The 25368-nt window shown below is 69.6% G+C and carries 26 protein-coding genes and 1 tRNA gene; 11 read left to right on the forward strand and 16 right to left on the reverse strand.

Annotated features, from left to right (window positions below; all coding sequences use genetic code 11):
• Positions 1-77: 77 nt before the first annotated feature.
• Complete coding sequence (locus tag GO615_RS01225; protein ID WP_169125225.1) at positions 78-2009, reverse strand: ATP-binding cassette domain-containing protein; 1932 nt, start codon at positions 2007-2009, stop codon at positions 78-80.
• A 65-nt stretch (positions 2010-2074) separates the two neighbouring features.
• Here GO615_RS01225 and GO615_RS01230 point away from each other — a divergent pair, with 65 nt between their 5' ends.
• The gene (locus GO615_RS01230) at positions 2075-2716 is read left to right on the forward strand and encodes a hypothetical protein (protein WP_339380052.1); all 642 of its coding nucleotides are present in this window, start codon (positions 2075-2077) and stop codon (positions 2714-2716) included.
• 85 nt (positions 2717-2801) lie between these two features.
• On the opposite strand, the gene GO615_RS01235 is transcribed toward GO615_RS01230, so the two are convergent.
• From GO615_RS01235 to GO615_RS01260, 6 genes are all read right to left on the reverse strand, one after another.
• Positions 2802-3404 carry a 2-hydroxychromene-2-carboxylate isomerase gene (locus GO615_RS01235; protein ID WP_169125226.1) on the reverse strand — a complete coding sequence of 201 codons (603 nt, stop codon included), beginning with the start codon at positions 3402-3404 and terminating at the stop codon, positions 2802-2804.
• Between the two features lie 92 nt (positions 3405-3496).
• On the reverse strand, positions 3497-4396 hold the full coding sequence (locus GO615_RS01240) for a DMT family transporter (RefSeq protein ID WP_169125227.1): 900 nt from the start codon (positions 4394-4396) through the stop codon (positions 3497-3499).
• Positions 4396-5451, reverse strand: a complete 1056-nt coding sequence (locus GO615_RS01245) for an FAD:protein FMN transferase (protein ID WP_211166899.1) — start codon at positions 5449-5451, stop codon at positions 4396-4398. Before GO615_RS01245 ends, GO615_RS01240 begins: the two co-directional genes overlap by 1 nt.
• The gene (gene gshB, locus GO615_RS01250; RefSeq protein ID WP_169125228.1) at positions 5448-6404 is read right to left on the reverse strand and encodes a glutathione synthase; all 957 of its coding nucleotides are present in this window, start codon (positions 6402-6404) and stop codon (positions 5448-5450) included. Before gshB ends, GO615_RS01245 begins: the two co-directional genes overlap by 4 nt.
• 9 nt (positions 6405-6413) lie before the next feature.
• A complete protein-coding gene (gene gshA, locus GO615_RS01255) occupies positions 6414-7706 on the reverse strand; it encodes a glutamate--cysteine ligase (protein ID WP_169125229.1) in 1293 nt (430 codons plus the stop codon).
• Between the two features lie 89 nt (positions 7707-7795).
• Positions 7796-9019 (reverse strand): Eco57I restriction-modification methylase domain-containing protein, encoded by a 1224-nt coding sequence (locus tag GO615_RS01260; RefSeq protein ID WP_169125230.1) that lies wholly within the window; start codon positions 9017-9019, stop codon positions 7796-7798.
• Between the two features lie 321 nt (positions 9020-9340).
• On the opposite strand from GO615_RS01260, the gene GO615_RS01265 reads away from it, so the two are divergent.
• From GO615_RS01265 to GO615_RS01275, 3 genes are all read left to right on the forward strand, one after another.
• Positions 9341-9997 (forward strand): PEP-CTERM sorting domain-containing protein, encoded by a 657-nt coding sequence (locus tag GO615_RS01265; RefSeq protein WP_169125231.1) that lies wholly within the window; start codon positions 9341-9343, stop codon positions 9995-9997.
• Between the two features lie 144 nt (positions 9998-10141).
• Positions 10142-10933 carry an EcsC family protein gene (locus tag GO615_RS01270; RefSeq protein ID WP_169125232.1) on the forward strand — a complete coding sequence of 264 codons (792 nt, stop codon included), beginning with the start codon at positions 10142-10144 and terminating at the stop codon, positions 10931-10933.
• A 54-nt stretch (positions 10934-10987) separates the two neighbouring features.
• Entirely contained in the window at positions 10988-11413 is a 426-nt protein-coding gene (locus GO615_RS01275) for a DUF488 domain-containing protein (RefSeq protein WP_169125233.1), read from the forward strand.
• Between the two features lie 52 nt (positions 11414-11465).
• Here the strand turns inward: GO615_RS01275 and GO615_RS01280 are convergent, their stop codons facing one another.
• Positions 11466-12605 carry a S8 family serine peptidase gene (locus GO615_RS01280; protein ID WP_169125234.1) on the reverse strand — a complete coding sequence of 380 codons (1140 nt, stop codon included), beginning with the start codon at positions 12603-12605 and terminating at the stop codon, positions 11466-11468.
• Between the two features lie 208 nt (positions 12606-12813).
• Here GO615_RS01280 and GO615_RS01285 point away from each other — a divergent pair, with 208 nt between their 5' ends.
• A complete protein-coding gene (locus GO615_RS01285) occupies positions 12814-13287 on the forward strand; it encodes a C-GCAxxG-C-C family protein (protein ID WP_169125235.1) in 474 nt (157 codons plus the stop codon).
• Positions 13288-13332: 45 nt separating this feature from the next.
• Here GO615_RS01285 and GO615_RS01290 read toward each other — a convergent pair whose 3' ends face one another.
• Positions 13333-14199, reverse strand: a complete 867-nt coding sequence (locus GO615_RS01290) for a YicC/YloC family endoribonuclease (RefSeq protein WP_169125236.1) — start codon at positions 14197-14199, stop codon at positions 13333-13335.
• Between the two features lie 93 nt (positions 14200-14292).
• Here GO615_RS01290 and GO615_RS01295 point away from each other — a divergent pair, with 93 nt between their 5' ends.
• From GO615_RS01295 to hemW, 5 genes are read left to right on the forward strand one after another with little or no spacing between them, the layout of a single operon-like run.
• A complete protein-coding gene (locus GO615_RS01295) occupies positions 14293-15243 on the forward strand; it encodes a serine/threonine protein kinase (protein WP_169125237.1) in 951 nt (316 codons plus the stop codon).
• 18 nt (positions 15244-15261) lie between these two features.
• Complete coding sequence (locus GO615_RS01300) at positions 15262-16179, forward strand: protein phosphatase 2C domain-containing protein (RefSeq protein ID WP_169125238.1); 918 nt, start codon at positions 15262-15264, stop codon at positions 16177-16179.
• A 9-nt stretch (positions 16180-16188) separates the two neighbouring features.
• Positions 16189-16908, forward strand: a complete 720-nt coding sequence (gene rph / locus GO615_RS01305) for a ribonuclease PH (RefSeq protein WP_169125239.1) — start codon at positions 16189-16191, stop codon at positions 16906-16908.
• A gap of 4 nt (positions 16909-16912) precedes the next feature.
• On the forward strand, positions 16913-17509 hold the full coding sequence (gene rdgB / locus GO615_RS01310) for an RdgB/HAM1 family non-canonical purine NTP pyrophosphatase (RefSeq protein ID WP_169125240.1): 597 nt from the start codon (positions 16913-16915) through the stop codon (positions 17507-17509).
• Complete coding sequence (gene hemW / locus GO615_RS01315) at positions 17506-18732, forward strand: radical SAM family heme chaperone HemW (RefSeq protein ID WP_169125241.1); 1227 nt, start codon at positions 17506-17508, stop codon at positions 18730-18732. The genes rdgB and hemW overlap by 4 nt, the downstream gene beginning before the upstream one ends.
• Before the next feature lie 302 nt (positions 18733-19034).
• Here the strand turns inward: hemW and sppA are convergent, their stop codons facing one another.
• The 4 genes from sppA to thiS all read right to left on the reverse strand — a co-directional run bounded on the left by sppA (position 19035) and on the right by thiS (position 22901).
• Positions 19035-20846: a signal peptide peptidase SppA gene (gene sppA, locus GO615_RS01320; protein WP_169125242.1), complete on the reverse strand. Its 1812-nt coding sequence runs from the start codon at positions 20844-20846 to the stop codon at positions 19035-19037.
• Between the two features lie 121 nt (positions 20847-20967).
• Positions 20968-21738 carry a tRNA (guanosine(46)-N7)-methyltransferase TrmB gene (trmB, locus tag GO615_RS01325; protein ID WP_169125243.1) on the reverse strand — a complete coding sequence of 257 codons (771 nt, stop codon included), beginning with the start codon at positions 21736-21738 and terminating at the stop codon, positions 20968-20970.
• Positions 21739-21851: 113 nt separating this feature from the next.
• Positions 21852-22637 (reverse strand): thiazole synthase, encoded by a 786-nt coding sequence (locus tag GO615_RS01330; RefSeq protein WP_169125244.1) that lies wholly within the window; start codon positions 22635-22637, stop codon positions 21852-21854.
• Between the two features lie 60 nt (positions 22638-22697).
• Positions 22698-22901 carry a sulfur carrier protein ThiS gene (gene thiS, locus GO615_RS01335; RefSeq protein ID WP_169125245.1) on the reverse strand — a complete coding sequence of 68 codons (204 nt, stop codon included), beginning with the start codon at positions 22899-22901 and terminating at the stop codon, positions 22698-22700.
• Positions 22902-23028: 127 nt separating this feature from the next.
• Between thiS and GO615_RS01340 the strand changes: the two genes are divergently transcribed.
• Positions 23029-23102: transfer RNA gene (locus tag GO615_RS01340), tRNA-Gly, on the forward strand.
• 61 nt (positions 23103-23163) lie between these two features.
• Here GO615_RS01340 and GO615_RS01345 read toward each other — a convergent pair.
• From GO615_RS01345 to GO615_RS01355, 3 genes are all read right to left on the reverse strand, one after another.
• On the reverse strand, positions 23164-23694 hold the full coding sequence (locus tag GO615_RS01345) for a superoxide dismutase family protein (RefSeq protein ID WP_169125246.1): 531 nt from the start codon (positions 23692-23694) through the stop codon (positions 23164-23166).
• 104 nt (positions 23695-23798) lie between these two features.
• Positions 23799-24302, reverse strand: a complete 504-nt coding sequence (locus GO615_RS01350) for a cytochrome C (RefSeq protein WP_169125247.1) — start codon at positions 24300-24302, stop codon at positions 23799-23801.
• Between the two features lie 85 nt (positions 24303-24387).
• Entirely contained in the window at positions 24388-25359 is a 972-nt protein-coding gene (locus GO615_RS01355; protein ID WP_169125248.1) for an alpha-ketoacid dehydrogenase subunit beta, read from the reverse strand.
• Positions 25360-25368 lie beyond the last annotated feature (9 nt).

Genomic DNA, 25368 nt, shown 5'->3' on the forward strand with positions numbered 1-25368 from the left:
GCGCTCGATCATGCCCCGACGCCCGGACCGGCGGGATGCGCTGCGCTCCTCCCGCCCTACGCCGGATACGCGGCAGTTCAATCCGCCGGCAGCGCCTCCAGCGCCTCCGAGATCTCCAGCCAGCGCATTTCCGCCTCGTCGATCCAGCCGGCGAGTTCCGCCTGGCGCTTGAGGAGGGTCTGCAGCTGGGCGGAATCGCCGCCGGCATACAGGGTCGGGTCCGACAGGCGCGCGTCGAGCAGTTTCTTCTCGCCCTGCCAGCCGGCGAGCTTCTTCTCGATCTGGTCGATCTCCTTCACCAGCGGGCGGCGCGCCGCGAGCCGTGCCTGGCGCTCCGCGGCGGACTGCGCGCGGTCGGCCTTGCGTGCGGCCTTGTCGGCCTCGCGGTCGGGGCACTTCGCGGCCTCGGCGGCCTGCGCGCGGCGCGTCGCGAGCCAGTCGCGGTAGTCGTCGAGGTCGCCGTCGAAGGGCTGGATGCGGCGGTCGTCGACGAGCAGGAAGCGGTCGCAGGTCGCACGCAAGAGCGCCCGGTCGTGCGACACCAGCACCATGCCGCCCTCGTAGTCCTGCAGCGCGAGCGTGAGCGCGTGGCGCATCTCGAGGTCGAGGTGGTTGGTCGGCTCGTCGAGCAGCATCAGGTTGGGGCGCTGCCAGATCATCAGCGCGAGCGCGAGGCGCGACTTCTCGCCGCCAGAGAACGGGCCGCAGGGCGTGGTCGCCGGCGTCGAGGTGCCGCCGACGCCGTCGCCGCGGAAGTCGAAGCCTCCGAGGTAGTCGCGCAGCTCCTGCTCGCGGGCGCGCGGATCGAGGCGGACCATGTGTTGCAGCGGGGATTCCTCCGGGCGCAGGGTTTCGAGCTGGTGCTGGGCGAAGTAGCCGATCGCCAGGCCCTTGCCTTCGCTGCGGCTGCCCGCGGCGAGTTGGAGTTCACCGGACAGCAGCTTGATCAGCGTGGACTTGCCGGCGCCGTTGCGCCCGAGCAGGCCCACGCGCTCGCCCGGCCGAAGCGTCAGACGGATGCGGTCGAGCACGGTGCGCTCGCCATAGGCCACCGCGCCATCCTCGATCTGCAGTAGCGGGTCGGGCGCAGCCGGGCCTTCGCGGAAGCTGAACGAGAACGGGGTGTCGATGTGCGCCGCGGCGATGCGCTCCATGCGCTCGAGCGCCTTGATGCGGCTCTGCGCCTGGCGGGCCTTGGTGGCCTGGGCGCGGAAGCGGCGGATGTAGTTCTCGATGTGCGCGACCTCGCGCTGCTGCTTCTCGAACAGCGCCTGCTGCTGCGCCAGGCGCTCGGCGCGCTGGCGCTCGAAGTCCGAGTAGCCGCCGGAGTAGAGGGTCAGGCGCTGCTGCTCGATGTGGGCGATGTGGGTGATGCAGGCGTCGAGGAACTCGCGGTCGTGCGAGATCAGCAGCAGCGTGCCGCGGTAGTCGCGCAGCCACTGCTCCAGCCAGATCACGGCGTCGAGGTCGAGGTGGTTGGTCGGCTCGTCGAGCAGCAGCAGGTCGGAGCGGCACATCAGCGCCTGCGCGAGGTTCAGGCGCATGCGCCAGCCGCCGGAGAAGTCCGACACGGGGCGCTCGGGGTCGTTGCCGACGAAACCCAGGCCGTCGAGCAGCGCAGCGGCGCGGGCGCGCGATGCGTAGCCGCCGATCTCGTGCAGGCGCGCGTGCAGTTCTCCGATATGCGCGCCATCGTGCGCCGCTTCGGCCGCGGCGAGCTTCGCCTCGACCGCGCGCAGCTCGGCGTCGCCGTCGAGCACGTATTCGATCGCAGGCTTCGCCAGCGCAGGCGTTTCCTGCGCGACGTGCGCGATCTGCCAGCCCGCGGGGATGTCGAGGTCGCCCTGGTCCTGGTGCAGCAGCCCGCGCAGCAGCGCGAACAGGCTGGACTTGCCGGTACCGTTGGCGCCGGTGAGGCCGACCCGCCAGCCGGGGTGGATCTGCAGGGAGGCGGATTCGACGAGGACTTTGGCGCCCCGGGCGAGGCGGAGGTTGCGAAACTGGATCACGTCAGCGCATCTTCGGGCAAAGGCGTTATTCTACGCATCCCCGAACCCGACCGACGCCGGACATCGTGCCCCCTCGCCTAACACCTCACCTGCCAGCGTTCCTGCCCCTGCTGCTCGCCCTCGCCTGCGGCGGCGCCCTTGCCGCCGACGCCGCCCCTGAGGCCAACCCCGAGCTGGAGCGCGCCGCCAAGCTGCGCGACGAGGCCAAGGCGCTGCGCCGGCAGGCCGACGACGCGCTCGCCGCGGAACTGCCGCAGTGCTACGAGCGTTTCCTCTTCAATCGCTGCATCGCCAACGCGAAGGACGCGCACCTGGAGACCGTCGGCAAGGCGCGCGCGCTGGAGGCTGAGGCGAGCCGCACCGAACTCGCGCAGAAGCGGCGCGCCGCCGCGGAAAGCGGGCGCACGCAGACCGACGCGCCGACAGAACCGGCCGCGCCCGCCGCGGAAGGCGTGTTCGAGATCCAGCCCGACCCGATGGCGGACAGCACGCGCCGCCAGCGCGAGGCCGATGCGGTCCGCGCGAAGGAAGCGCAGCAGGCCGAACGCAAGCAGAAGGACGCGGAAAAGGCCAAGGCGCGCGCGCAGGCCGAAGCCGAAGCGGCCGGCCGCGCCGAAGCGGCGGCGCGCGACCGCGCGCGCTACGAGGAACGCATCCGCCAGCGCGAGGCGGAGAAGGCGAAGGACGCAGCCAAGCCGGCCAATTGAGGACTGGAGGGCCCGCGCAGGTCTCAGGGCGGAGAAACGAAACCTGCGGCGCCGGCGCGGCGGGATTCGCTGCGCTGCTCCCGCCCTACGACGGGCGCCGCGCCCACGCGAGTGCGTCTTCCAGCCGATCGTTGCCCCAGAACAGCTCCTCACCGACGCGGAAGCTCGGCGCGCCGAACATCCCCAGTTCGGCCGCACGCTCGGTCTGGCGGCGCAGCGCACGCTTGTTGTCCTCCGTGACCGCGGCGGCGAGCAGTTCGTCGACCGGCAGACCGAGTTCCGCAAGGATCGCCCCGATCACCTCCGGCTCGCCGATCTCGCGGTCCTCGGCGAAGTTCGCGAGCATCACCTTGCGCGAGAACTCCGCGACCCAGCCCTGCTCCACGCCCAGCAGCGCGAGCCGTGCCGCGAGCAGGCCGCTGCGCGGAAAGCGGCTGGGCATGCGGAAAGGCAGTCCGTACTTGTCCGCGAGCCGTGCGAGGTCGCGCCACATGTAGCGCCCCTTGGGCGGGTAGATGTTGAACGGCGAATCGTTCCAGCCCATCGCGAGGAACACCGGGCCGAGCAGGAAGGGTTTCCACTCCACGGCGACGCCGGCGTCGCGCGCCAGGGCCTCGATGCGCATCACCGACAGGTAGGAATACGAGCTCGCGAACTCGTACCAGAACTCGATCTTCGGCTCCGACATGCGGCGGCCTCCCGTGGAAAGGCGGATGAACGATCACTGTAGCCGATCCGGCGGCACGATGCGCGCGCCGGCGCATCCGCGCACGAGTGCGCTCAGGCGTCCCGCGGCGGACGGTTGGCGATCCAGATGCCGACCCCGACGAGCGCCAGCGCGAGCCAGATCGCCGGCGTCATCGGCTCGCCGAGCACCACCACGCCCGCGAGCACGCCCATCACCGGGGTGAGGAAGGAGAACGAGGACAGGCGCGTCGCCGGGTACTGCGAGATCAGCCAGAACCACGCGAGGTAGCTCGCCGCGGCGACGATCACGGTCTGGAACGCGAAGGCCGTCCACACGCGCGCATCGGCCGCGAACACGCCGGGCTCGCCGAAGGCGAGCGAGAGCAATGTCAGCGACAGGGCCGACACGCCGAGCTGGTACAGCAGCGTCTTTTCCGCCGAGGCGCGCGCGAGCGGACTCAGCTTGATGGTGAGCGTCGTCGCCGCCCAAGCCACGGCCGCGCCGAGCATCATCAGGTCGCCGATCCACGCCTTCCCCGAAGGCTCCAGCAGGCCCTCGCCGAACAGCACCAGCACCCCGGCGAAGGCCAGGCCCATGCCGCCCCACTGCGCGCGACGCATGTGCTCGTGCGGCAGCAGCCACACCGCCCCGAGGGCGACCATGAAGGGGGCGGTGTACAGGAAGATCACGCCGCGCGAGGCGGTGGTGTACTGCAGCGCCGCGAAGATCAGCGCGAACTCGGCGGCGAACAGCAGGCCGGCGATCACGCCCGGCGCCAGCGTGCCGTCCGGCTCGCCGAGCTTCACCCCGCGCAGGCGCGCCCACAGCAGGATCAGCAGCGTCGCGCCGACCGAGCGCCAGCCCGCCTGCCACAGCGGCGAGATGCCGGCGTTGGTGATCTTGATCGCCGCCTGCTGCATTCCCCAGATGGTGCACAAGAGCATCATCATGGAGATCGCCAGGCGATCGAGGTGCGCGCGCAGCGGCGGCATCAGTCGACGACGGTGACAGGCGCGCTGCCGGACGGGAACTGCAGGCGCGCGCGCAGCTCGCGCGTGACCTCGATGTGCCCGTTGGCCGCCACGCGCAGCGCATGGTCGATGCCGTAGCGGCGCGTATATGGACGCCAGTTGTCGCCGGCGATGAAGGGCGGCTTGCTCGCGGCGTCCGAGAGCGTACCCGCCGCCTCGCGCGGGGTCACGAGCACGGTCAGGGACTGCGTGGCCTCCGCCGGCCCGCCGCTGCGCGGGTCGAGCAGATGCGAGTAGCGCTTGCCGTCGAGCTCGAAGTAGCGCTGGTAATCGCCCGAGGTGCCGATCGCCTCGCCGTCGTACAGCGGCAGGGTCGCGAGCGGCTGCGGTTCGCGCGGGTGCTGCAGGCCGATGCGCCACGGGCTGTCGCCCTTCTTGCCCAGCGCCAGGATGTTGCCGCCGATGTTGATGAGTGCGTTCTCGATGCCCTTCGCGCGCAGGATCGCCGCCGCACGGTCGAGCGCGTAGCCCTTGGCGTAGCCGCCGAGGTCGAGCTTCACGGCCGGATTGCGGCTTTCGACCTTGTTGCCGCTGATGACGAGGTCGGACATGCGCGGAGCGGCTTCCAGCACCGCCTGCAGCGCAGCAGCGTCTGGGCGGCGCGGCACGAACTCGTCGGCCTGGAAACCCCACATCTCGATCAGCGCACCCATTGCCGGGTTGAACAGGTTGTCGCCCAGGTCCGCCAGCCGGCCCGCGTCCGTGAGCATGGTCGCCAGCTCGGTCGACACGGTCGCGACCTCGCCGCGCGCGATCGCGTCGTTCAGCGCGGTCAGCTCGGACGGCTGCCACGCGTGGTAGGCACGATGCAGGCGGTCGAACTCGCGCAATACCTCCGCCATCGCCGCCTCGGCCGTCTCGCGCGTCTCGCCATACACGGTGACATCGACGCGCGTGCCGAACACGTAGGCCTCCTGCTTGTGCAGCTCGGAGTTGGAGCACGCCGCGAGCAACGCCGCACACAGCAGGGGTAGCAGGAGCGCGGCAGCCCGCCGCAGCGCCTCGCGCAGGTTCATCGCGTGCAGGCCTTCTCGAGCTGGTCGACGAACAGCGCGGCCACATCGTAGCCGGTCTGCTCCGCGATCTCGACGAAGCAGGTGGGGCTCGTGACGTTGATCTCGGTCAGCCGCCCGCCGATCACGTCCAGACCCACGATCAGCAGGCCGCGCGCATGGAGGATGGGCGCGAGGAAGGCGGCGATCTCGTGCTCGCGCTCGGTCAGCGGCATCGCGACGCCGCGCCCGCCGACCGCGAGGTTGCCACGCGTCTCGCCCGCCTTGGGGATGCGCGCGAGCGAATACGGCACGACCTCGCCGCCGATGATCAGCACGCGCTTGTCGCCCTCGGCGATCTCGGGCAGGAAGCGCTGCGCCATCATCGTGCGCGTGCCTTCGTGCGTGAGCGTCTCGATGATCACGTTGCGGTTCGGGTCGTCCGCGCGCACGCGGAAGATCTGCGTACCGCCCATGCCGTCGAGCGGCTTCAGGATCACGTCGCCGAACTGGTCGATGAAGGCGTTGACGTCGACCGCGTCGCGCGCGACCAGCGTCGTCGGGATCAGGTCCGGAAACTCGCAGATCGCGAGCTTCTCGGAATGATCGCGGATCGCGCGCGGGTCGTTGAAGATGCGCGCACCGGCGGCGACCGCGCGTTCGAGCATCCAGGTCGCGGTCACGTACTCGAAGTCGAAGGGCGGGTCCTGGCGCATCAGCACGGCGTCGAAGGCGGTCAGCGGCAGCAGGGCTTCGGTGCCCGGCCGGTACCAGTCGTGGTCGTCCGCCAGGGGCTCGAGCGCCAGCGCGCGCGCCGACACCACGCCCTCGCACCAGCTCAGCGCCGGGCGCTGGATCGCGAACACCTCATGCCCGCGCGCATGTGCCGCGCGCATCATCGCGATGCTGGAATCCTTGTAGGCCTTCAGCTTGTCGAGGGGATCGACGATGAAGGCGATCTTCAGGCTCTTTCCCATGACCGCCCTTTACGCCACGTCCGCTTCGGCCGGCTCGGTCTCTTCGATCTCGACCGAGGCTGCGAGCAGCGCGAGGCGCGCGACCACGCCGTAGGCGTAGAAGCGGTTCGGCGCGGCGTCCGGCGCCTGGCGGCAGTCGGGCAGCGAGCAGCAGGTCTGGAAGGCCAGCGGTTTGAAGTGCATGCCCGGCGCGTTGAGGTTCTCGTCGCGGCCGCGCTCGGTATGCACGCGGTAGAAGCCGCCGACGACGAAGCGGTCCATCATGTACACGACCGGCTCGGCGACCGCGTCATCGACCGTCTCGAAGGTATGCACGCCTTCCTGAATGATGACCTCCTGCACCTGCAGGCCTTCCTTCACGACGCTCATCTTGTTGCGCTGGCGCCGGTTGAGGCCGACGACCTCGGAGGCGTCGCGCACCGTCATCACGCCCATGCCGTAGGTGCCGGCGTCGGCCTTGACGACGACGAAGGGCGTCTCGTCGACGCCGTATTCCTTGTACTTGCCGCGGATGCGCGTGAGCAGGCTGTCGACCTCGGCGGCGAGGCATTCCTCGCCGGTGCGCTCCTGGAAGTTGATCTGGCCGCACACGCCGAACTCGGGGTTGATGCGCCACGGGTCGATGCCGATCACCTCGGCGAACTCGCGTGCGACGCGATCGTAGGCGGCGGCATGGATCGACTTGCGCCGCGCGTGCCAGCCCGCGTGCAGCGGCGGGATCAGCCACTGCTCGTCGAGCCCCTTGAGGATCGCCGGCACGCCGCCCGACAGGTCGTTGTTGAGCAGGATCGCGCAGGGGTTGAAGCCGGCGAGCCCGACGCGGTTGCCGGTGCGCAGCAGCGGCTCCAGCGTCAGCGTGCCGCCGTTGGCGAGGTCCAACGTCGTCGGCGCGGTGATCTCGGGCAGCAGCGAGCCCACACGCACCTCGAGGCCGGTGAGTTGCAGCACCGACACGAGCTTGGCGACGTTCTGCAGGTAGAACTGGTTGCGCGTGTGGTTCTCGGGGATCAGCAGCAGCTGGCGCGCGTCCGGGCAGATGCGCTCGATCGCGTCCTGCGCGGCCTGCACGCAAAGCGGCATGAACACGTCGTTGATGTTGTTCCAGCCGCCGGGGAACAGGTTGAGGTCGACCGGCGCGAGCTTGAAGCCCGAATTGCGCAGGTCGGTCGAGGCGTAGAAGGGCGGCATATGGTCCTGCCACTGCACGCGCATCCAGCGCTCGATCTCCGTGGCATGGCCGAGGAAGTGCTTCTCCAGCTCCAGCAGCGGGCCGGTGAGGGCCGTCGTAAGGTGAGGAACCATGGAATTTTTCCCGTAATGGATGCCGCCGGCGAGGTGCGCCGGCGGCGATGGTTTTGCACGAATACTACAACACCCAGCCCTGCAGGGATTCAGACCGCGGCGAAGACGCGAAAGTGCTCGGGCAGCGGCGCGTTCTCGAGGCTGCGCTGGGTGAAGATGTAACGCCCGTCGCAGACGAAGCCGAGATCGCCCCAATCGACGGCATTCAAGGCGTCACGGAAGGCCGCGAGCTCGACGTCCTCGCGCCGCGGAAACACCGCCAGCACCGCGCCGTCGTAGTGCGGGCAGTCGTGCAGGAAGAAGGGCTGCGGCCGGCGCGTGCGTCCATTCACATACACGCGCGGGCGCGCCGACTGGAAATACCCGCGCCCCCAATGCCACCAGTTGCGCTCGTCAAAATTGTTCACGCGGCGCGCGATCAGGCGCGCCTTGTGCGGCAGCAGCGCCGCGGGCGGCGGATCTTCGGGATCCACCCACAGCATGCGCCGCGTGGCGCCGCTTTTCACCGTCGCCGAGCACACGAAGTCGCGGTTTCCCGCGGTCGCGTCCGCATAGATGTCGTCGGCGCCGGACACCGCTCCGACCTTGACGAAGGCGACGTCGGACAACCGCAATGGGTAGTCGCCGCGCGCGAACATCAGGTGGCCGGCGCACTCGACGAGGTGGCGCGTCTGCCACGCCGGCGCTGCGAGCGCATCCGCGAGGCGATCGGCCGCGCCGATTTCCGCATGGCGCACGCTGCGCTCGAAGTTGTCCTTCTCGAAGCGCCAGATCAGGCAGTTGGGCACCGCGTCGTCGAACACGCGCGCATCCCCGAGCTCGATCGCGTCGGTAATCGTGCCGCTCGCCATCATCAGGCGGTTGAGCTTCACCGCCGAGGTCACCTTGAGGAAGTCGCGCGGCGTGATGAAGATCAGCTCGCCGCCCGGCGCGAGGTGGCGCAGGCACTTCTCGATGAAGAACAGGTACAGGTTGGAGCGCCCGTCGAAGTGCTCGTCGTGCAGCAGTTCCCGCGTCGCGGCCGGGATGTCCTGGAAGCGCACGTAGGGCGGATTGCCGATGATGGTGTCGAAGCGCTCGCTTTCCGGGTAGGCGAAGAAGTCCATCCGCGTCGCGCCGGGCGGGCAGTGCACGGCGTCGTACTCGATCCCGACCGCGCCCGGCAGATGGCGCAGGAAAGCGCCGTCGCCGCAAGACGGCTCCAGCACGCGGCCGCGATTGCGGCGCAGGGCAAGCATCGCGCGCACGACCGCCTCCGGCGTGAACACCTGGCCGAGCGCGGCGACGTCGCGGGCGCGCACCGGCGCATTCATGCCAGTCGCCACGCGAAACGGAGCGGACGGGCGAACCTGGAGCCGGCGAGGTTAAAGCGAGTCGTCATGGAGGAGCGGAATCGATTGAGGAGCGGCCTGCGGAAGATAAACCGGGGACGCCCGGCGCGCAAATCGGCAATCCCGGCGCGATCCCCCGTCCGCAAAATGTCGGCCACTGTCGGCACATTTTACACTGCGGTCGTAATGCCTACGTCATTGCATAAAATACCTGCTTAAATTCCGTAACTTGCAAAGTTTGGCGCAGTTCTTGCACCGAATTGGTGCAACTCCATTGTCGACGCGGAAGGAGGTCATGCCGCCATGCCGTCGCGCACCTTGATCACGCGCTGCGCACTTGCTGCTGTGCTTGGCACGACAGTGTCGTCCCCGGCGTGGACAGCGCTCGGCATCGATGCGCAGAGTGTCGCGAGCTATGGCGGCATCGCGACGCTCACGATCACGCGCGCCGGGCCCACCGCGCCCTCGACCGGATCGGGAACGGTCGCCGGCATCAGCGGCACGACGAGCTTTTCGATTGCCTGGCTTCCGGGCAGCGGAAACCTCGGATATTCGCTCGCCGAACTGGGCGGTCTGCCGCTCTATGCGGTCGATCTGGGCGCGGTACTGCCCGGCAGCGCACCGACCAGCCTGGGCCGATATGTGTTCGACCTGTCGCAGCCCACCGCCGCGTTCGATCTGGACGAACTCGATCTCGACGGCCCCGCGACCGGCGAGTTCGATGAACTCCTCGCGCTGATCGACGCAGACAGCCAACGCTCCGCGTGGACGGGCAGCGCAACCCAGGGGATCTTCGCCGCCCATTACCGCCTGATGCTGTTCGACGTACCGACCGGCCTCCTGGCCGCGGATCTCCCGGGCAGCGCAGACGCTGTCGCCGCGGCCGTACCGGAGCCGGGCGTACTTGCCCTCGTCGGCATCGGCCTGCTCGGCATCGGGATCAGCCTGCGCCGCCGCTGACCGCAACGGCACTACCGGATCGTCGGCAAGTGTTCCGGCACGTACCGCTGCCGAACGAACCTTCCCGTGCGGCAAGGCGTCGAATGGCGGATCATGGGGCCACAACGCTCGCAGCCCCAACGCCCCTTCGTCCGGATCGCCACGATGCCTCTTTCCCCCGCCGAGGTCGCAGAACTCCAGCAGGCGCGCGCCCTCCTTGAGAACCCCGGCCTCGCCGCACGCATCAGCGAGGCCCTCGGCTCGCCGATCGAGCGCGGCTTCGAAATGCTGCCGAAGCGCTGGAACGCCGCCGTGATGGGGGCGACGCGCAAGGCGATCGAAACCGCGCTCGACGTCGCGCTGCGCACGCTGGACCACGAGCGCGCAGAGACGCCCGCGAACCGCTGGCACAAGCTCGCGGTGGGCACCACCGGAGCGGCCGGCGGCGCCTTCGGGCTGGCGGCGCTGGCGATCGAGCTGCCCGTATCGACGACGATCATGCTGCGCTCGATCGCCGACATCGCGCGCAGCGAAGGCGAGGACCTGCGCAGCCTCGACGCGCGCCTGCAATGCCTGCAGGTGCTCGCGCTGGGCGGCCGCGCCGCAGGCGACGATGCGGCCGAAACCGCCTACTTCGCCGCCCGCGCCGCAATGGCAAAGGCCGTGTCGGAGGCCGCGCGCTTCCTCGCACAGCAGGGCGCGGTGCAGCACGGCGCCCCCGTCGTCGTCCGGCTCATCGCGCAGCTCGCCTCGCGCTTCTCGATCAACGTGTCGCAGAAGGTCGCCGCACAGGCGGTGCCGGTGCTGGGCGCCGTCGGCGGCGCGGTGATCAACACCGTCTTCATCGGCCACTTCCAGGACATGGCGCGCGGGCACTTCATCGTGCGCCGGCTGGAACGGCGCCATGGTGCGGAAGAGGTATGGCGGGTGTATAAGGGGATTCCCAGCCACCGCTGAGGTCCGCGCGGGCGGCCACGCCCCCTGCGGGGAATGAAGAAAGGAGGGATGGTCATGGTCCTGCGCATCGTCCGCCTGGGCACGCCGCGAGCGGCCGACGAAGGCCTGCGCATCGGCACGGTACGCCGTCCGCCACGCGGTGTACCGAAGACCGAGTTCGCGACGCAGGACTGGTACGACGTGTGGTATCCCAACCTCGCCCCGAGCGTCGAGACGATGAAGCTCGCGCAACAGGCGCAGCAGCGACAGGCCCCGGGCGAGTGGCAGGCCTTCGTGAAGCGCTACCGCGCCGAGATGAACTCACCCGACAACAGCCGCTCGCTCGACGTGCTGGCCGCGCTGTCGCACCAGACGAACTTCTCGGTGGGCTGCTACTGCGCCGACGAGGCGCACTGCCACCGCTCGGTGCTGCGCGCGCTGCTCGCGGAGCGCGGCGCGGAGATCGCACCAGCCGCAGCTGAAAGGTGCGACGCGCCCTGAACGACAATGGCGATGCCCCACCGCGCACGCTGCGGCGGGGCTCAGGCCGCAATCAGCGGTGGCAGATCGGGTCCGGATTGCTGTCGCGATCGCCTTTGACGGTGCCGCTGGTGGTCGGCGTGCCCAACAGCAGGATGCCGGCGACGTGCGGGGCGGCCATCGAGGTGCCGGAATAGCTCGTGACGCCGCCGCCATTCTTCGTCGACACGACGTTTACGCCCGGCGCGGCGCAGTCGACCGGCGGATTGCCGTAGTTGGAGAATGACGCGAAGTTGTCGGCCCCGTCGATCGCCGACACCGTGTAGATGTTCGCGCCGCTCGCGCTGGCCGGCGAGTACCGGGCGGCGTCGTCGCTCTCGTTGCCGGCCGCGAGGGAGAAGAAGATGCCCTTGCCCGCTGCGTTTTCGACCGCCGCATTGAGCGACGCGCTGTATCCGCCGCCCAGGCTCATGTTGGCGACATCGCCCGCCTTCGCGACTTGCGCGACATAGTCGATCCCCTTGATCACGCCGGAGTAGCTGCCGGAGCCGCTGTTGTCGAGCACGCGCACGGCGACGACGGTCGCCCCGGCTGCGACGCCGACGACGTCGCAGGTGTCGTTCTTCGCCGCGATCGTCCCGGCGACGTGCGTGCCGTGGCCGTTGCCGTCGTCGGCCGTCGTCTTGCCGCGCACGAGGAAGCTCTTGCTGCGTGCGATATCGACGTTCAGGTCGGGGTGCTCGAAATCGATGCCGGTGTCGATGACCCACGCGGTGCGGCCCGTGCCGTCACCGGCTCCACCGACGCGCGTGACGCCCCACGGCGTCTGCGGGGCCGTGCAGGGATAGGTCACGGCCGTGCCCGGCCGGGCGAAGGCGTAGGCGATGGCGTCGGGCTCGTAGGACGCGATCAGCGGATTGGACGCGAGCATGCGCGCCGCCGCCTCGTCGGGCAGCTTCGCCGCGAAGCCCTTGAGCGCCGTCGTGTAGGTGTGGGTGATCCGCCCACCGGCTCCGGCTGCGAGCGCATTGGCGTGGCGCGTCACTTCGTTCGCGGGAATGTCGTCGCGCAGCACGAAAATGAAGCTGTTGTGCACCTCCTCGCGCACCTCCACCGACACGCCGAGATTCTCCGGCTGCATCTGCGCCGCGACGCCGGCAGGCAAGCCGGCGAGGCTGCATACCACGGTCGCTGCAAGTATTCCGTTCCTCATTTTCTGCTCCGTTCGAAAGCTGGGCGGGGTCGCCGCTCCGCAAGGCACGTCCGCAGACGTCCATAGTGTTCCACTCATGCTCGCAAACACCCCCTTGCGCGAGCAAAACGCCGGGAATCTTGCGGCGTTCGGCACGATCGCGCAAACATTTTAATGTCATAATTTGTATGCATGACGCGGCATCCCGACCGCGCTCACGGGAGCATATATGGAGCGACCTATCGACTCGGCACAGAGCAAGGCGGAAGCGGCTTTCGACGGCGGGCTGTATTGCGCCGAAAGCGTGGTGCGGGCCCTCGTCGGCACGGCCGAGGAGGCGGACCTGTTGACGCGCGCCGCCACCGGATTCTGCAGCGGCGTGGCGCGCACCTGCGGGCCCTGCGGCGCACTGAGCGGCGGCATCATCGGCATCGGCCACGTGCTGGGCCGCGCACACGCCGACCGCCCGGTCGCCGCCGCCTACGGCGCGGTGCAGGACCTGGTCGTGGAATTCGAGCGCATCTTCGGCGCGCGCGACTGCGACCGGCTGCTCGGCTGCGACCTGGGCAGCGCCGAGGGTCAGGCGATGTTCCGCGAGCGGCAGCTGCACCGGCGCTGCCGGGAATTCACCGCGCGCGCGGCCGAACTGGCGACCGCCGCGATCGCCCGCCACCTGCAGCCAGCGGAAGCGTCCGGACGCTGACGGCGGCCAGGCGGCGGACGGCCCGCTACGCGGGCCGCAGTACGTTCACTCGATGTTCTGCACCTGTTCGCGCATCTGCTCGATCAGCACCTTCATCTCCATCGCGATGCCGGTGACTTCGGTCGCGGCAGACTTCGATGCGAGCGTGTTGGCCTCGCGATTGAGTTCCTGCATCAGGAAGTCGAGGCGCTTGCCGGCGGCCCCGCCGGCCTTGAGGATGCGCTGCACCTCGTCGATGTGGGCGATCAGGCGCGACAGCTCCTCGGCGACGTCGATTCGCTGGGCGAAGAGGGCGACTTCCTGGCGGATGCGGTCCTCGTCGAGCGAGGCGACCGCCTCGCGCAGGCGCGTCGTGAGCTTTTCCTGATACTCCGCGACCAGCGCGGGCACGCGCGGCTGGGCCTGGGCGACGAGCTCGCGCATGCGGTCGAGGCGCTCGCGGATCATCGCCGCGAGCTTGTCGCCTTCGCGGCGGCGCGTTGCGACGAGTTCGTCGAGCGCGGCCTTCGCGAGTTCGAGCACGGCCGGCTGCACTTCGTCGAACCCCACGCTGTCGTCGGCGAGCATGCCGGGCCAGCGCAGGACCTCGGCCACCGACAGGTGGGCGGCGGACGGCAGGCGGTCGCGCACGCGCGCTTCCGCGTCGCCCAGCTGCTCGAGCAGCGCGGCGTTGAGGGCGAGGCTGCGCGGCGCGGCGCCGTTGGTCTGGAGGTTGAGCCGGCATTCGACCTTGCCGCGGGTCAGGCGCGCGGAGATCAGCTCGCGGATGGCCGGTTCGGCCTGGCGCAGCTCGTCACCGATGCGGAAAAACAGGTCGAGGTAGCGCGAATTCACGCTGCGCAGCTCGAGGTGGATGCTGACGCGACCCAGGTCGCGGGTCTGCACGGCAAAGCCGGTCATGCTGTGGATCATCGGTAGTGTCTCCGGGAACCCGCCGCGATCCTGTACACTGCGGGTTCCAAACAAGAATATGCCGCGGAAAGCCGGGTCCCAGCCTTCCTCCAAATGCCTGCGCAAACGAACTGCCCACTTCCCGCCGGCTTCCAGCTGGACCAGTACCGGATCGAGCGGCAGCTTTCGCTGGGCGGCTTCTCCATCGTCTATCTCGCCAACGACGCCGAAGGCACGCCGGTCGCGATCAAGGAGTACCTGCCCAACTCGCTCGCCCTGCGCAAGGACGGCGAATTCGAGCCGCAGGTCTCCGAGGAGCACATGCCCGCATTCCGCTACGGGATGAAATGCTTCTTCGAAGAGGGCCGCTCGCTCGCGAAGCTGATGCACCCCAACGTCGTGCAGGTGCTGAATTTCTTTCGCGCCAACGGCACAGTTTACATGGTGATGAAGTTCGAGCGCGGACGCACCTTGCACGACTATATCCAGAAACACCGCGGCGAGGTGAGCGAGCGCTTCATCCGCGTGGTGTTCACTCGCATGCTCAACGGCCTGCGCGAGGTGCATGCGCACAAGCTGCTGCACCTGGACATCAAGCCGTCGAACATCTACCTGCGCAACGACGGCACGCCGGTGCTGCTGGACTTCGGCGCGGCGCGGCAGACGCTGCTGAGCGACCAGCCCATACTGAAGCCGATGTACACGCCCGGCTTCGCGTCGCCCGAACAATTCGAGCACCGCGACGCGCTGGGGCCGTGGAGCGACATCTACAGCGTAGGGGCGAGCCTGTACGCGTGCGTCACCGGCAATCCCCCGCAGCGATCGGACGAGCGCCTCAAGGACGACACGCTCGTGCCGCTACGCAAGACGTACGGCGCGCGGTATTCCGTGCACCTGCTCGACACCGTCGACTGGTGCCTGAAGCTCGACCCGCTGGCGCGCCCGCAAAGCGTGTATTCGCTGCAGAAGGCGCTGATCCGGCGCGACGAGGACGGCGACGCCGTGCATGCGGGCCTGTTCGGTGACCTCGGTGCACGACTGAAGTCGTTCATCGGACGTACCTAAAGACACAAGGAAGCGAGCGTGAAGTTCACGATCTACCAGGAAAGCCGCATCGGCCGGCGCAAGAACAACCAGGACCGGCTCGCCTACAGCTATTCGCGCGATGCGCTGCTGATGGTGGTGGCCGACGGCATGGGCGGGCACCTGCACGGCGAGGTCGCCTCGCACATCTGCGTGCAGTTCATCACCGAGGCTTTCCAGCGCGACGCGCGCCCGGTGCTGCGCGACCCCTCCATGTTCCTGTCGCGCGCACTGACCAATGCGCACAACGCGATCCTCGACTACGCTTTCGACAAGAACCTCGAGGAGGCGCCGCGCACGACCGTGGTCGCGTGCATCGTCCAGGACGGCTTCGCCTACTGGGCGCACGCGGGCGATTCGCGCCTGTACGTGCTGCGCCAGGGCAGGATCGCGATGCACACGCGCGACCATTCGCGCGTGCAACTGATGATGGACCAGGGCCTGCTCAACGCCGAGGAGGCCGCCCACCATCCGGGGCGCAACCGCGTGTACAGCTGCCTCGGCGGCAACCACGCGCCGCAGGTCGAATTCTCCAAGCGCCTGCCGCTGCGCGACGGCGACGTCCTGGCACTATGCACCGACGGCGTGTGGGGGCCGCTCGGCGACACCGCACTGACCGCCGGGCTGTCGGCACCCGATATCATGCAGGCGGTGCCTGCGCTGATGAACCGCGCCGAGGAGCTCGCGGGGCCGAGCTGCGACAACCTGTCGATGATCGCGATGCGCTGGCACGACGACACCACCGAGCCGCACGGCGACGCGGTATCGACGCAGACCATGGCGCTGGACAACTTCACGACGCAGCTCGAAAGCTTCGACACCTCGCGCGCACCCGCCTCGCGCTTCGACATCAGCGACGACGACATCGAAAAGGCGATTGCCGAAATCAACGCCGCCATCCAGAAATTCAGCAAATAGGAACCGCACATGCGCCCGAGCCATCGCCACCCCGACGAACTGCGTATCGTCCGCATCACCCGCAACTTCACCTGCCACGCCGAGGGATCGGTGCTGGTCGAGTTCGGCGCGACGCGCGTGCTGTGCACGGCGAGCGTCGAGGAGAACGTGCCGCCCTTCCTGCGCGGCAAGGGCCAGGGCTGGGTGACCGCCGAGTACGGCATGCTGCCGCGCTCGACCCACACGAGGAGCGCGCGCGAAGCCGCCAAGGGCAAGCAGAGCGGACGCACGCAGGAGATCCAGCGCCTGATCGGGCGCAGCCTGCGCGCGGTGACCGATCTCGCCGCGCTTGGCGAGCGCCAGATCATCGTCGACTGCGACGTGCTGCAGGCCGACGGCGGCACGCGCACCGCGGCCATCACCGGCGCCTGCGTCGCCGTGCATGACGCGATCGCGAAGCTGGTCGCGACCGGCAAGCTCAAGGCGAGCCCGCTGCGCGACTTCGTCGCCGCGGTGTCGGTGGGCATCCACCAGGGCGTGCCGGTGCTGGACCTCGACTACGCGGAGGATTCGGACTGCGACACCGACATGAACGTCGTGATGACCGGCGCCGGCGGCTTCGTCGAGGTGCAGGGCACGGCCGAGGGCACGCCCTTCACGCGCGAGGAACTCGACGCGCTGCTGGCACTCGCAGAAGGAGGCATTCGCCAGCTGTTCGCCGCACAGCGCGCGGCCATTGCGGAGCAGTGACACGATGAGCAAACGACTCGTACTCGCCAGCAACAACGCCAAGAAGGCCGCCGAGATGGCGACCCTCCTCGCCCCCCTCGGCATCGAGGTGGTGCCGCAGTCGGCCTTCGACATCCCCGAAGCGGATGAGCCGCACAACACCTTCGTCGAAAACGCGCTCGCGAAGGCGCGCCATGCGGCGAAGCTGAGCGGGCTGCCGGCCATCGCCGACGACTCGGGCCTGTGCGTGATGGCGCTGGGGGGCGCGCCGGGCGTGCAGTCCGCACGCTATGCCGGCGAACCCAAGTCCGACGCGCGCAACAACGCGCTGCTGATCGAGCGCCTCGCCGGCGTCAGCGACCGGCGCGCCTTCTTCTACTCGGTGGTCGTGCTGGTGCGCCACGCCGAGGACCCGCGCCCGCTGATCGCCGACGGCGAGTGGCACGGCGCGATCCTCGACGCGCCGCGCGGCGAGGCCGGCTTCGGCTACGACCCGCTGTTCTACGTGCCGCAGCTGGGCCAGACCGCCGCCGAGCTCGACGCGAAGCTGAAGAACACGCTGAGCCACCGCGGCGCAGCGATGCGCCACCTGTTGTCGAGGCTGGAAACCGACCCGCTGTGACCGAACGCCGCATCATCCCGCTCGCGGTCGCGCCGGCCGCGGGCCAGGCGCCCGGCGAACTGCCGGAGCGCGCGCAACTGACGTCCCCGCCGCCGCTCGCGCTGTATGTGCATTACCCGTGGTGCGTGAAGAAGTGCCCGTACTGCGACTTCAACTCCCACGCACAGCGCGGTGGCGAGATCCCCGAGGCGGCCTACATCGACGCCCTGCTCGCCGACCTGGAATCGGCCCTGCCCCAGGTGTGGGGGCGGCGTGTGCATTCGATCTTCTTCGGCGGCGGCACCCCGAGCCTGATGTCCGCGCAGGGGCTGGACCGGCTGCTGACCGGCATCCGCACGCTGCTGCCGCTCGACCCGCTGGCCGAGGTCACGCTGGAGGCCAACCCCGGCACCGTCGAGGCAGGCCGCTTCCGCGACTATCGCGCGGCGGGCGTGAACCGCCTGTCGCTGGGCATCCAGAGCTTCGACGACCGCCAGCTCGCGCAGCTGGGTCGCATCCACGGCGGCGACGAGGCACGCCGCGCGATCGACACGGCGCTCTCGCACTTCGAGCGCGTGAATCTCGACCTGATGTACGCGCTGCCCCGGCAGACGCTCGCCGAGGCGCTCGCCGACCTCGACACCGCGCTCGGTTTCGGCGTCACGCACCTGTCGTGCTACCACCTGACGCTGGAGCCCAACACGCCCTTCGCGCACAACCCGCCGCCGCTGCCCGACGACGATCTCTCGGCGGACATGCAGGAGGCGATCGAGGCGCGGCTCGCCGGCGCGGGTTTCCGCCATTACGAGACCTCCGCCTTCGCGAAGCCCGGCCAGGAGTGCCGGCACAATCTCAACTACTGGACCTTCGGCGACTACCTCGGCATCGGCGCCGGCGCGCACGGCAAGCTCTCGAGCCACGAGGGCATCGTGCGCGAGATGCGCCACAAGCACCCCACGCGCTACCTCGACGGGGCGCAACGGCGCGAGTTCGTGCAGGAGCGCCGCGAGGTCGGCGTCGCGGAGCTGCCCTTCGAGTTCATGATGAACGCGCTGCGGCTCACCGGCGGCTTCCCGCGCCGGCTGTTCGCCGAGCGCACGGGCCTGCCCTTCGCGGCGATCGAGGCGGAGCTGATCGAGGCGCGGCGCCGCGGACTGGTGGAAACCGACGGCGAGGAGATCCGCCCCACCGAGCAGGGGCGGCGCTTCCTCAACGATCTGCTGACGCTGTTCCTGCGCGACTGACCTCCGGCGACGGAGGACGTCTGCCGAAGGGGAGTGGGGCGGGGTGGAATCGCGCCGTCCTTGCCGGGGGGGGCCCCGCGTCGCCTGCTTCAACGCTGCGCGGCGGGATGCGCTGCGCTCCTCCCGCCCTACGGAAACCGACATCCGGCGGATGACGCCTGCAGCTGATCATCCTGTGCCCACCGAGATCAAGCCCGCGATGCCCGACTTCGCGGTGGGAGCGGCTTCAGCCGCGAATCGGCGCCCATTCGCGGCTGAAGCCGCTCCCACGTGCCGAGGCCCGCGACGCGCGCGCACCCGCGTCAGGGCGCGTCGCACAGGCAGTGGCCGTACAGGTGCTGCGGGTCGTTCCAGCGCAGCAGGTCGGCGGCCTGGGCCTGCAGGCTGCCGAGGAGGCGCGCGAGCGGCGATTCGGTGGTGATCCCCACGGGGCCGACCACCGACATCAGGCGGCGCAGCAGCAGGTTGCGGATGTTGATCTCGCCGGTCGGCCATACCGTCTCGTAACGTTCGAGCTGCGCGCGCTTCGCCGCGGCCGCGACCGCATCCTCGATGCCGCCGAGCTTGTCGACGAGCCCCAGGCGCAAGGCGGCCTCGCCGGTCCATACGCGGCCGCGGGCCACGGCATCGATCTCGGCGATGTCCTTCCGGCGTGCCGTGGCGACGATCTCGAGGAAGCGCCGGTAGCTGTGCTCGACGCCCAGCTGCATCGCCTGCGCCAGCGCAGGCTCCAGCGGGCGGCGCGGGTCGAGCGTACCGGCCAGCGGCCCCGTGGCAACACGATCGGTGGTGACGCCCAGCCGGGCCAGCGGTTCGGTGAATTCGGGGAACATCGCGAACACGCCGATCGACCCGGTAAGCGTCTCCCGCCGCGCCCAGATCTCGTCGGCGCCGGCGGCGACCCAGTAGCCGCCCGAGGCGGCGACCGAGCTCATCGACGCGACGACCGGCTTGCCCTCACGGCGCGTGAGCTCCAGCTCGCGGCGGATCACCTCCGACGCCCAGGCGCTGCCGCCGGGACTGTCGATGCGCAGCACCACCGCCTTCACGCGCTCGTCCTCGCGTGCCGCGCGGATCTGTGCCGCCAGGCTGTCTCCGCCGACGGAATCCTCGTCCGCGGCACCGTCGACGATGGATCCCTGGGCGACCAGCACCGCAACGCGGGCGTCCTCGTGCGAGCGGGCGGCGCGCACCGCGGCGAGGTAGTCGTCGGCGTCGATGCGCCGATAGTCCTTGCCGTCGGCACTCTCGCCCACGCGCGCCTTCAGCAGCTGGTGCCATTCGTCGCGCTGGCTCAGCGCATCGACCAGGCCGGCCTCACGCGCGGCACGGGCCGCGTCGCCGCCGGTGGCCTGGAGCAGCCCGGCGTAGTCCTCGACGTAGCGGTCGAGCGCTTCCGGAGAGAGCTTGCGGCTGCCGGCAACGCGCTCGCGCATGCCCGCCCACAGCGTGTCGAGCAGCTCGCGCGAGGATTGGCGGTCCTCGTCGGACATGTCGGTGCGCGTGAAGGGTTCGCTGAAGGACTTGTACTCGCCGACGCGGAACACATGCACCTTCACGCCCAGCGCGTCGAGCGCGCCCTTGAAATAGCTGACGTTGCGGGCGAGCCCGGGCAGCAGCAGGAAGCCGTCGGGCGCGAGATGGACCTCGTCGGCAATGCTGGCGAGGAAGTACTGCCCCTGCGTGAAGCGCTCGCCGCGCGCATAGACCGGCTTGCCGCCGCTCTTGAAGGCGAGGACCGCCTCGCGCAGTTCGGCGAGCTTGGACAGTCCGCCCTGGCCGAGCTGATCGGTCTCGATGACCAGCGCCTTGATCCGATCGTCCTCGCGCGCGGCGCGCACCGCCTCGAGCAGGTCGGGCAGCGAGGTCTGCGCGACCGGCGCGCCGCCCGAGCGGATGATGCCCAGCGGATCATCGACGCGCACGCGCTCGACCAGGGTTCCCGCGGGCCGCAGCAGCAGCGCCGCGCCGTCGGGCACGGACGGCCCCGGATGCAGCGCGAACGCGATGACCAGGGCGAACGCCAGCAGGAACGCGAGCGTGACGACGACGCGCCGCAGCAGGTCGAGCGCACGCCAGATCCATGCGAACATCCTGCCCAGAAACCCAAACATACGCCTTACCTCGGTTCATCCGGTGGGAGCGGCTTCAGCCGCGAACGAGCGGTATGCGGAATGCTAACCGATTCGCGGCTGAAGCCGCTCCCACTTCCGTCCTCAAGCGAATTCCGGGCGTTCAGCCGCGCTTGCGGAACACCAGGTCCCACACGCCGTGGCCGAGTTTCAGGCCGCGGTTCTCGAACTTGGTCAGCGGCCGGTAGTCCGGGCGCGGCGCGAAGCCGTCGGCGGTGTTTTCCAGCGCGGGCTCGGCGGAGAGGATCTCCATCATCCACTGCGCGTATTCCTCCCAGTCCGTCGCGCAGTGCAGGTAGCCGCCCGGGGCGAGGCGCGAGGCGATCAGCGCGACGAAGTCGGGCTGGATGATGCGCCGCTTGTGGTGGCGCTTCTTGTGCCAGGGATCGGGGAAGAACACATGCACGCCGGCGAGCGCGCCTTCCGGGATCATGTCGCGCAGCACCTCGACCGCGTCGTGCTGCATGATGCGCAGGTTGGCGAGGCCGTTGTCGGCGATCAGCTTGCACAGGCTGCCGACGCCGGGGCCGTGCACCTCGATGCCGAGGAAGTCCTTGTCGGGCAGCGCGGCGGCGATCTTCGCGGTGGTCTCGCCCATGCCGAAGCCGATCTCGACGATTTTCGGCGCAGCGCGGCCGAAGGCGGCGTCGAGGTCGAGCGGCGCGAGACGGTAGGGAATGGAGACCTTGGGGAAGGTCTCCTCCATGTGGCGCTGCTGCGCGACCGACATGCGCCCCTGACGCAGCACGAAGCTGCGGATCGAGCGGCTGGAGAAGCGCGCCTCGGGGTCGCCGGACGGCGTTTGGGGAGCCTCGGCGGGGCTTGCGGAGGCGGACGGATCGGAATCCGGCTGGTCGGGAGTCGTTGCGGTCATCATGTATGGGCGGGCGGCGACGGACTCGTAAGCGGTCGCGCCGCGCAGGCGGAACGGAAATGGGAATGCGGAGATCGCAGCGGCCCGCGGCGGGCGCGCCGCTGCGATGCGGCTTACGAGCCGATCAGGCCGCTCGTCGGCGAGCTCGGGTCGGCGGTATAGAACTTGCGCGGCATGCGGCCGGCGAGGAAGGCTTCGCGGCCGCACTCGACCGCCTTCTTCATCGCGCTGGCCATCAGCACGGGGTTCTGCGCGTGCGCGATCGCGGTGTTCATCAGCACGCCGTCGCAGCCGAGCTCCATCGCGATCGCGGCGTCCGAGGCGGTGCCGACGCCGGCATCGACGAGCACGGGCACATTGGCCTGGTCGATGATGAGGCGCAGGTTCCACGGATTCAGGATGCCCATGCCGGAGCCGATCAGCGACGCGAGCGGCATCACCGCGGCGCAGCCCATGTCCTCGAGCATCTTCGCCTGGATGGGGTCGTCGGCGCAGTACACCATCACGTCGAAGCCGTCCTTCACGAGGACCTCGGCGGCCTTGAGCGTTTCGGGCATATTCGGGAACAGCGTCTTCGGGTCGCCCAGCACCTCGAGCTTCACCAGCGCGTGGCCGTCGAGCAACTCGCGCGCGAGGCGCAGGGTGCGCACCGCGTCGTCGGCCGTGTAGCAGCCGGCGGTGTTGGGCAGGATCGTGAATTTCTCCGGCGGCAGCACGTCGAGCAGGTTGGGCTCGCCGGGGTTCTGGCCGATGTTGGTGCGGCGGATCGCGACGGTGACGATCTCGGCGCCGCTCGCGTCGATCGCCGCGCGCGTCTCGTCGAAATCCTTGTACTTGCCGGTGCCGACGAGGAGGCGGGAGCCGTAGGACTTGCCGGCGATGACCAGGGAGTCGTTCATGTTCGACCTGCGGGGATTCGGGGTTGGAAGAGAATCGGCGTCAACGCCGGGGAACAGCACTCAGCCGCCGCCGACTGCGACGACTATCTCGAGCCGGTCGCCGTCCGCGAGCAGGGTTTCGGCATGCCGGCCCTTCGGGACGATCTCGCCGTTGCGCTCGACCGCCAGCCGCTTGCCGGCGAGCTGGCGCGCCTCGAGCAGGGCATGCACGGTCAACGCCTGTTCGAGGCGTTCCGGCTGGCCGTTGATGATGAGCTGGATCATGGGGAAACTGTCTGAAGCATCGAACGAAAATCTTACCACGGCCTGCGGTACCACCCCGCCCACGCATTGCGTCGCACTGCGCCAGTCATTAGAATGGCGCCCTGCCCGACGCAAAGCGGGCCGCCGAGCGGGCGTCGTATAATGGTAATACCCTAGCTTCCCAAGCTAGAGCCGTGGGTTCGATTCCCATCGCCCGCTCCAGATTCCCCAGGAAGGGCCCAGCGTCTGCCGGGCCCTTCGTCATTTTCGGCCCGCTCTTCGCCTACTTCAGGCGCGCGATCACGCCGCAAGCGACCCGTGCGCCGGAATTGCCGGTCGGCTGCGTCGTGAAGTCGTCGGGGGCGGCGTGCACGATCACGCCGCGACCGACGATGTTGCCGCTCCCCTTGCCGCTGATCGTGAGTCCTTCGAGGATCGTGCCCAGCTTTGCGTTGCCGTTCGCATCGGCGACCAGCATCGGCATGTCGCCGAGGTGGCGGTCGCCTTTCGCCGGGTCACCGTGCGGCTTGCCGGTCGGGTTGAAGTGGCCGCCGGCGCTGGTGGCGTCGGGCGCGGAGCAGTCCCCCTTCTCGTGGATGTGGAAGCCGTGCTTGCCCGGGGCGAGGCCGGTGACGTGGGCGTCGATGAGCACGCCGCCATCGACCTCGGTGAACTTGACGGTACCGGCGGCCGCATTGCCCTTGGTCGGGGCCAGGGGCGCTTCGGCGGTGATCGGTCCGCCGAGGCCGAGGTTGCTGCAGGCGGCGATGAGGAGGGTTGCGGGCAGTGTGGGGATGAGAGAGCGGAAATTCATGTTCTACTATCCTTTCTCGAATGGAGGATGTCGTGCGGCCGACTGCTCGGCCGGCCGCGGTTCATCATGGACCATTGATACGCAGAAAGGAATAGGCGCCCCCCTCAGCGCGCGAGCGCCCCGGTCTTGAGCGGCTGCGGCGGCTGCGGGACGAACACGAAGTGCGGCGTCGCGATCGGCTGCCCCGGTGCGACCGCCTGCGGCGCGGGCTCGCCGGCCGCGCCGAGGTGGCGCAGGTAGCGGTAGATCGCGACCAGGTCGGCCTCGCTCATCGCGCGCAGCGACGGCCACGGCATCGGCGGCAGACCACCCTGGCGCACGCGCGCGAGCCAGCCGGGCTCGTCGAGCTTCGCGGCGACAAGCCGCAGGTTGGCGGGATAGCTCACGCCCCACGGGCCGCTGAAGCCGACGGCGGAGCCGGTGAGCCAGCGCGACTCGGGCACCTTGCCGTCGGTCTCGATGTAGCCGTCGGTATGGCAGTCGTTGCAGCCGGCGATCGAGACGAGGTAACGGCCGCGATCGACGGCGCGGTCGTCCCCGGCCGACGCCGGATGGGCCGCGAGGCCCGCGAGCAGGGACAGGACGAGACGGGCAAGCTGGGTATTCATGACGATCCTCTCGTTGGGGCGGGAGCGCCTCGCGCGGCGCGCCCTTAGCATTGTTTTAGGAAGACTCCGGAGGGCGGTCGCGCCCTCAGGCGCAGACGCGCGCGCCGACCAGTTCGCGCGCCGCCGCGGCGATCGCGTCGGCCTGCGGCACGAAGGCCTGCTCGAGCGGCCACGACGAGGGCGCGGGGGTGTCCGGGCCGGTGAGGCGACGGATCGGCGCCTTCAGCGCGTCGAAGGCGTGTTCGGCGACCAGCGCGGCGACTTCGGCGCCGACGCCGCACAGGCGGCTCGCCTCATGCACGACGACGATGCGGCCGGTGCGGCGCACCGAGGCGAGGATCGCGGCCTCGTCGAGGGGCTTGAGCGAGCGCAGGTCGATGACCTCGGCGGAGATGCCCTGCCCGGCCAGCATCTCGGCGGCGGCGACGCAGTGGTGCACGGTCTTCGCGTAGCTCACGAGCGTGACGTCACGCCCTTCACGCAGCGTCGCGGCGCGGCCCAGCGGCACGACGTGCTCGCCTGCGGGCACCTCGCCGGCCTGGAAGCCGAGCGCGAGATCCATGAAAAACAAAACCGGGTTGTCGTCGCGGATCGCGGCCTTCAGGAGGCCCTTGAAATCGGCCGGCGAGGACGGCATCACGACCTTGAGCCCGGGGCTGTGCACGAACCAGGCCTCGAGGTTGTGGTTGTGCTGCGCACCGACCGTCCAGCCGGCGCCGCTCTGCGCCAGCACGACCATCGGGAACTTGAACTGGCCGCCCGACATGTAGCGCAGCTTGCCGGCGCTGTTGACGATCTCGTCCATTGCGAAGCACAGGAAGGGCGCGAACAGCAGGTCGACGACGGGGCGCAGCCCGCTCGCCGCAGCGCCCGCGGCGGTGCCGGCGATGATGCCTTCGGCGAGCGGGGTGTTGCGCACGCGTGCAGTGCCGAATTCGGCGACGAGCTCGCCGCGCTTGGTCGCGACGCCTTCGCCGAACATCAGCACGGCGGGGTCGCGGCGCATTTCCTCGGCGATCGCCTGGGCAATCGCTTCATTGACGGTGATCCGGGGCATGGCGGGTTC

It is taken from the genome of Aromatoleum evansii (assembly GCF_012910805.1).
In the GTDB taxonomy this organism is placed as follows: domain Bacteria; phylum Pseudomonadota; class Gammaproteobacteria; order Burkholderiales; family Rhodocyclaceae; genus Aromatoleum; species Aromatoleum evansii.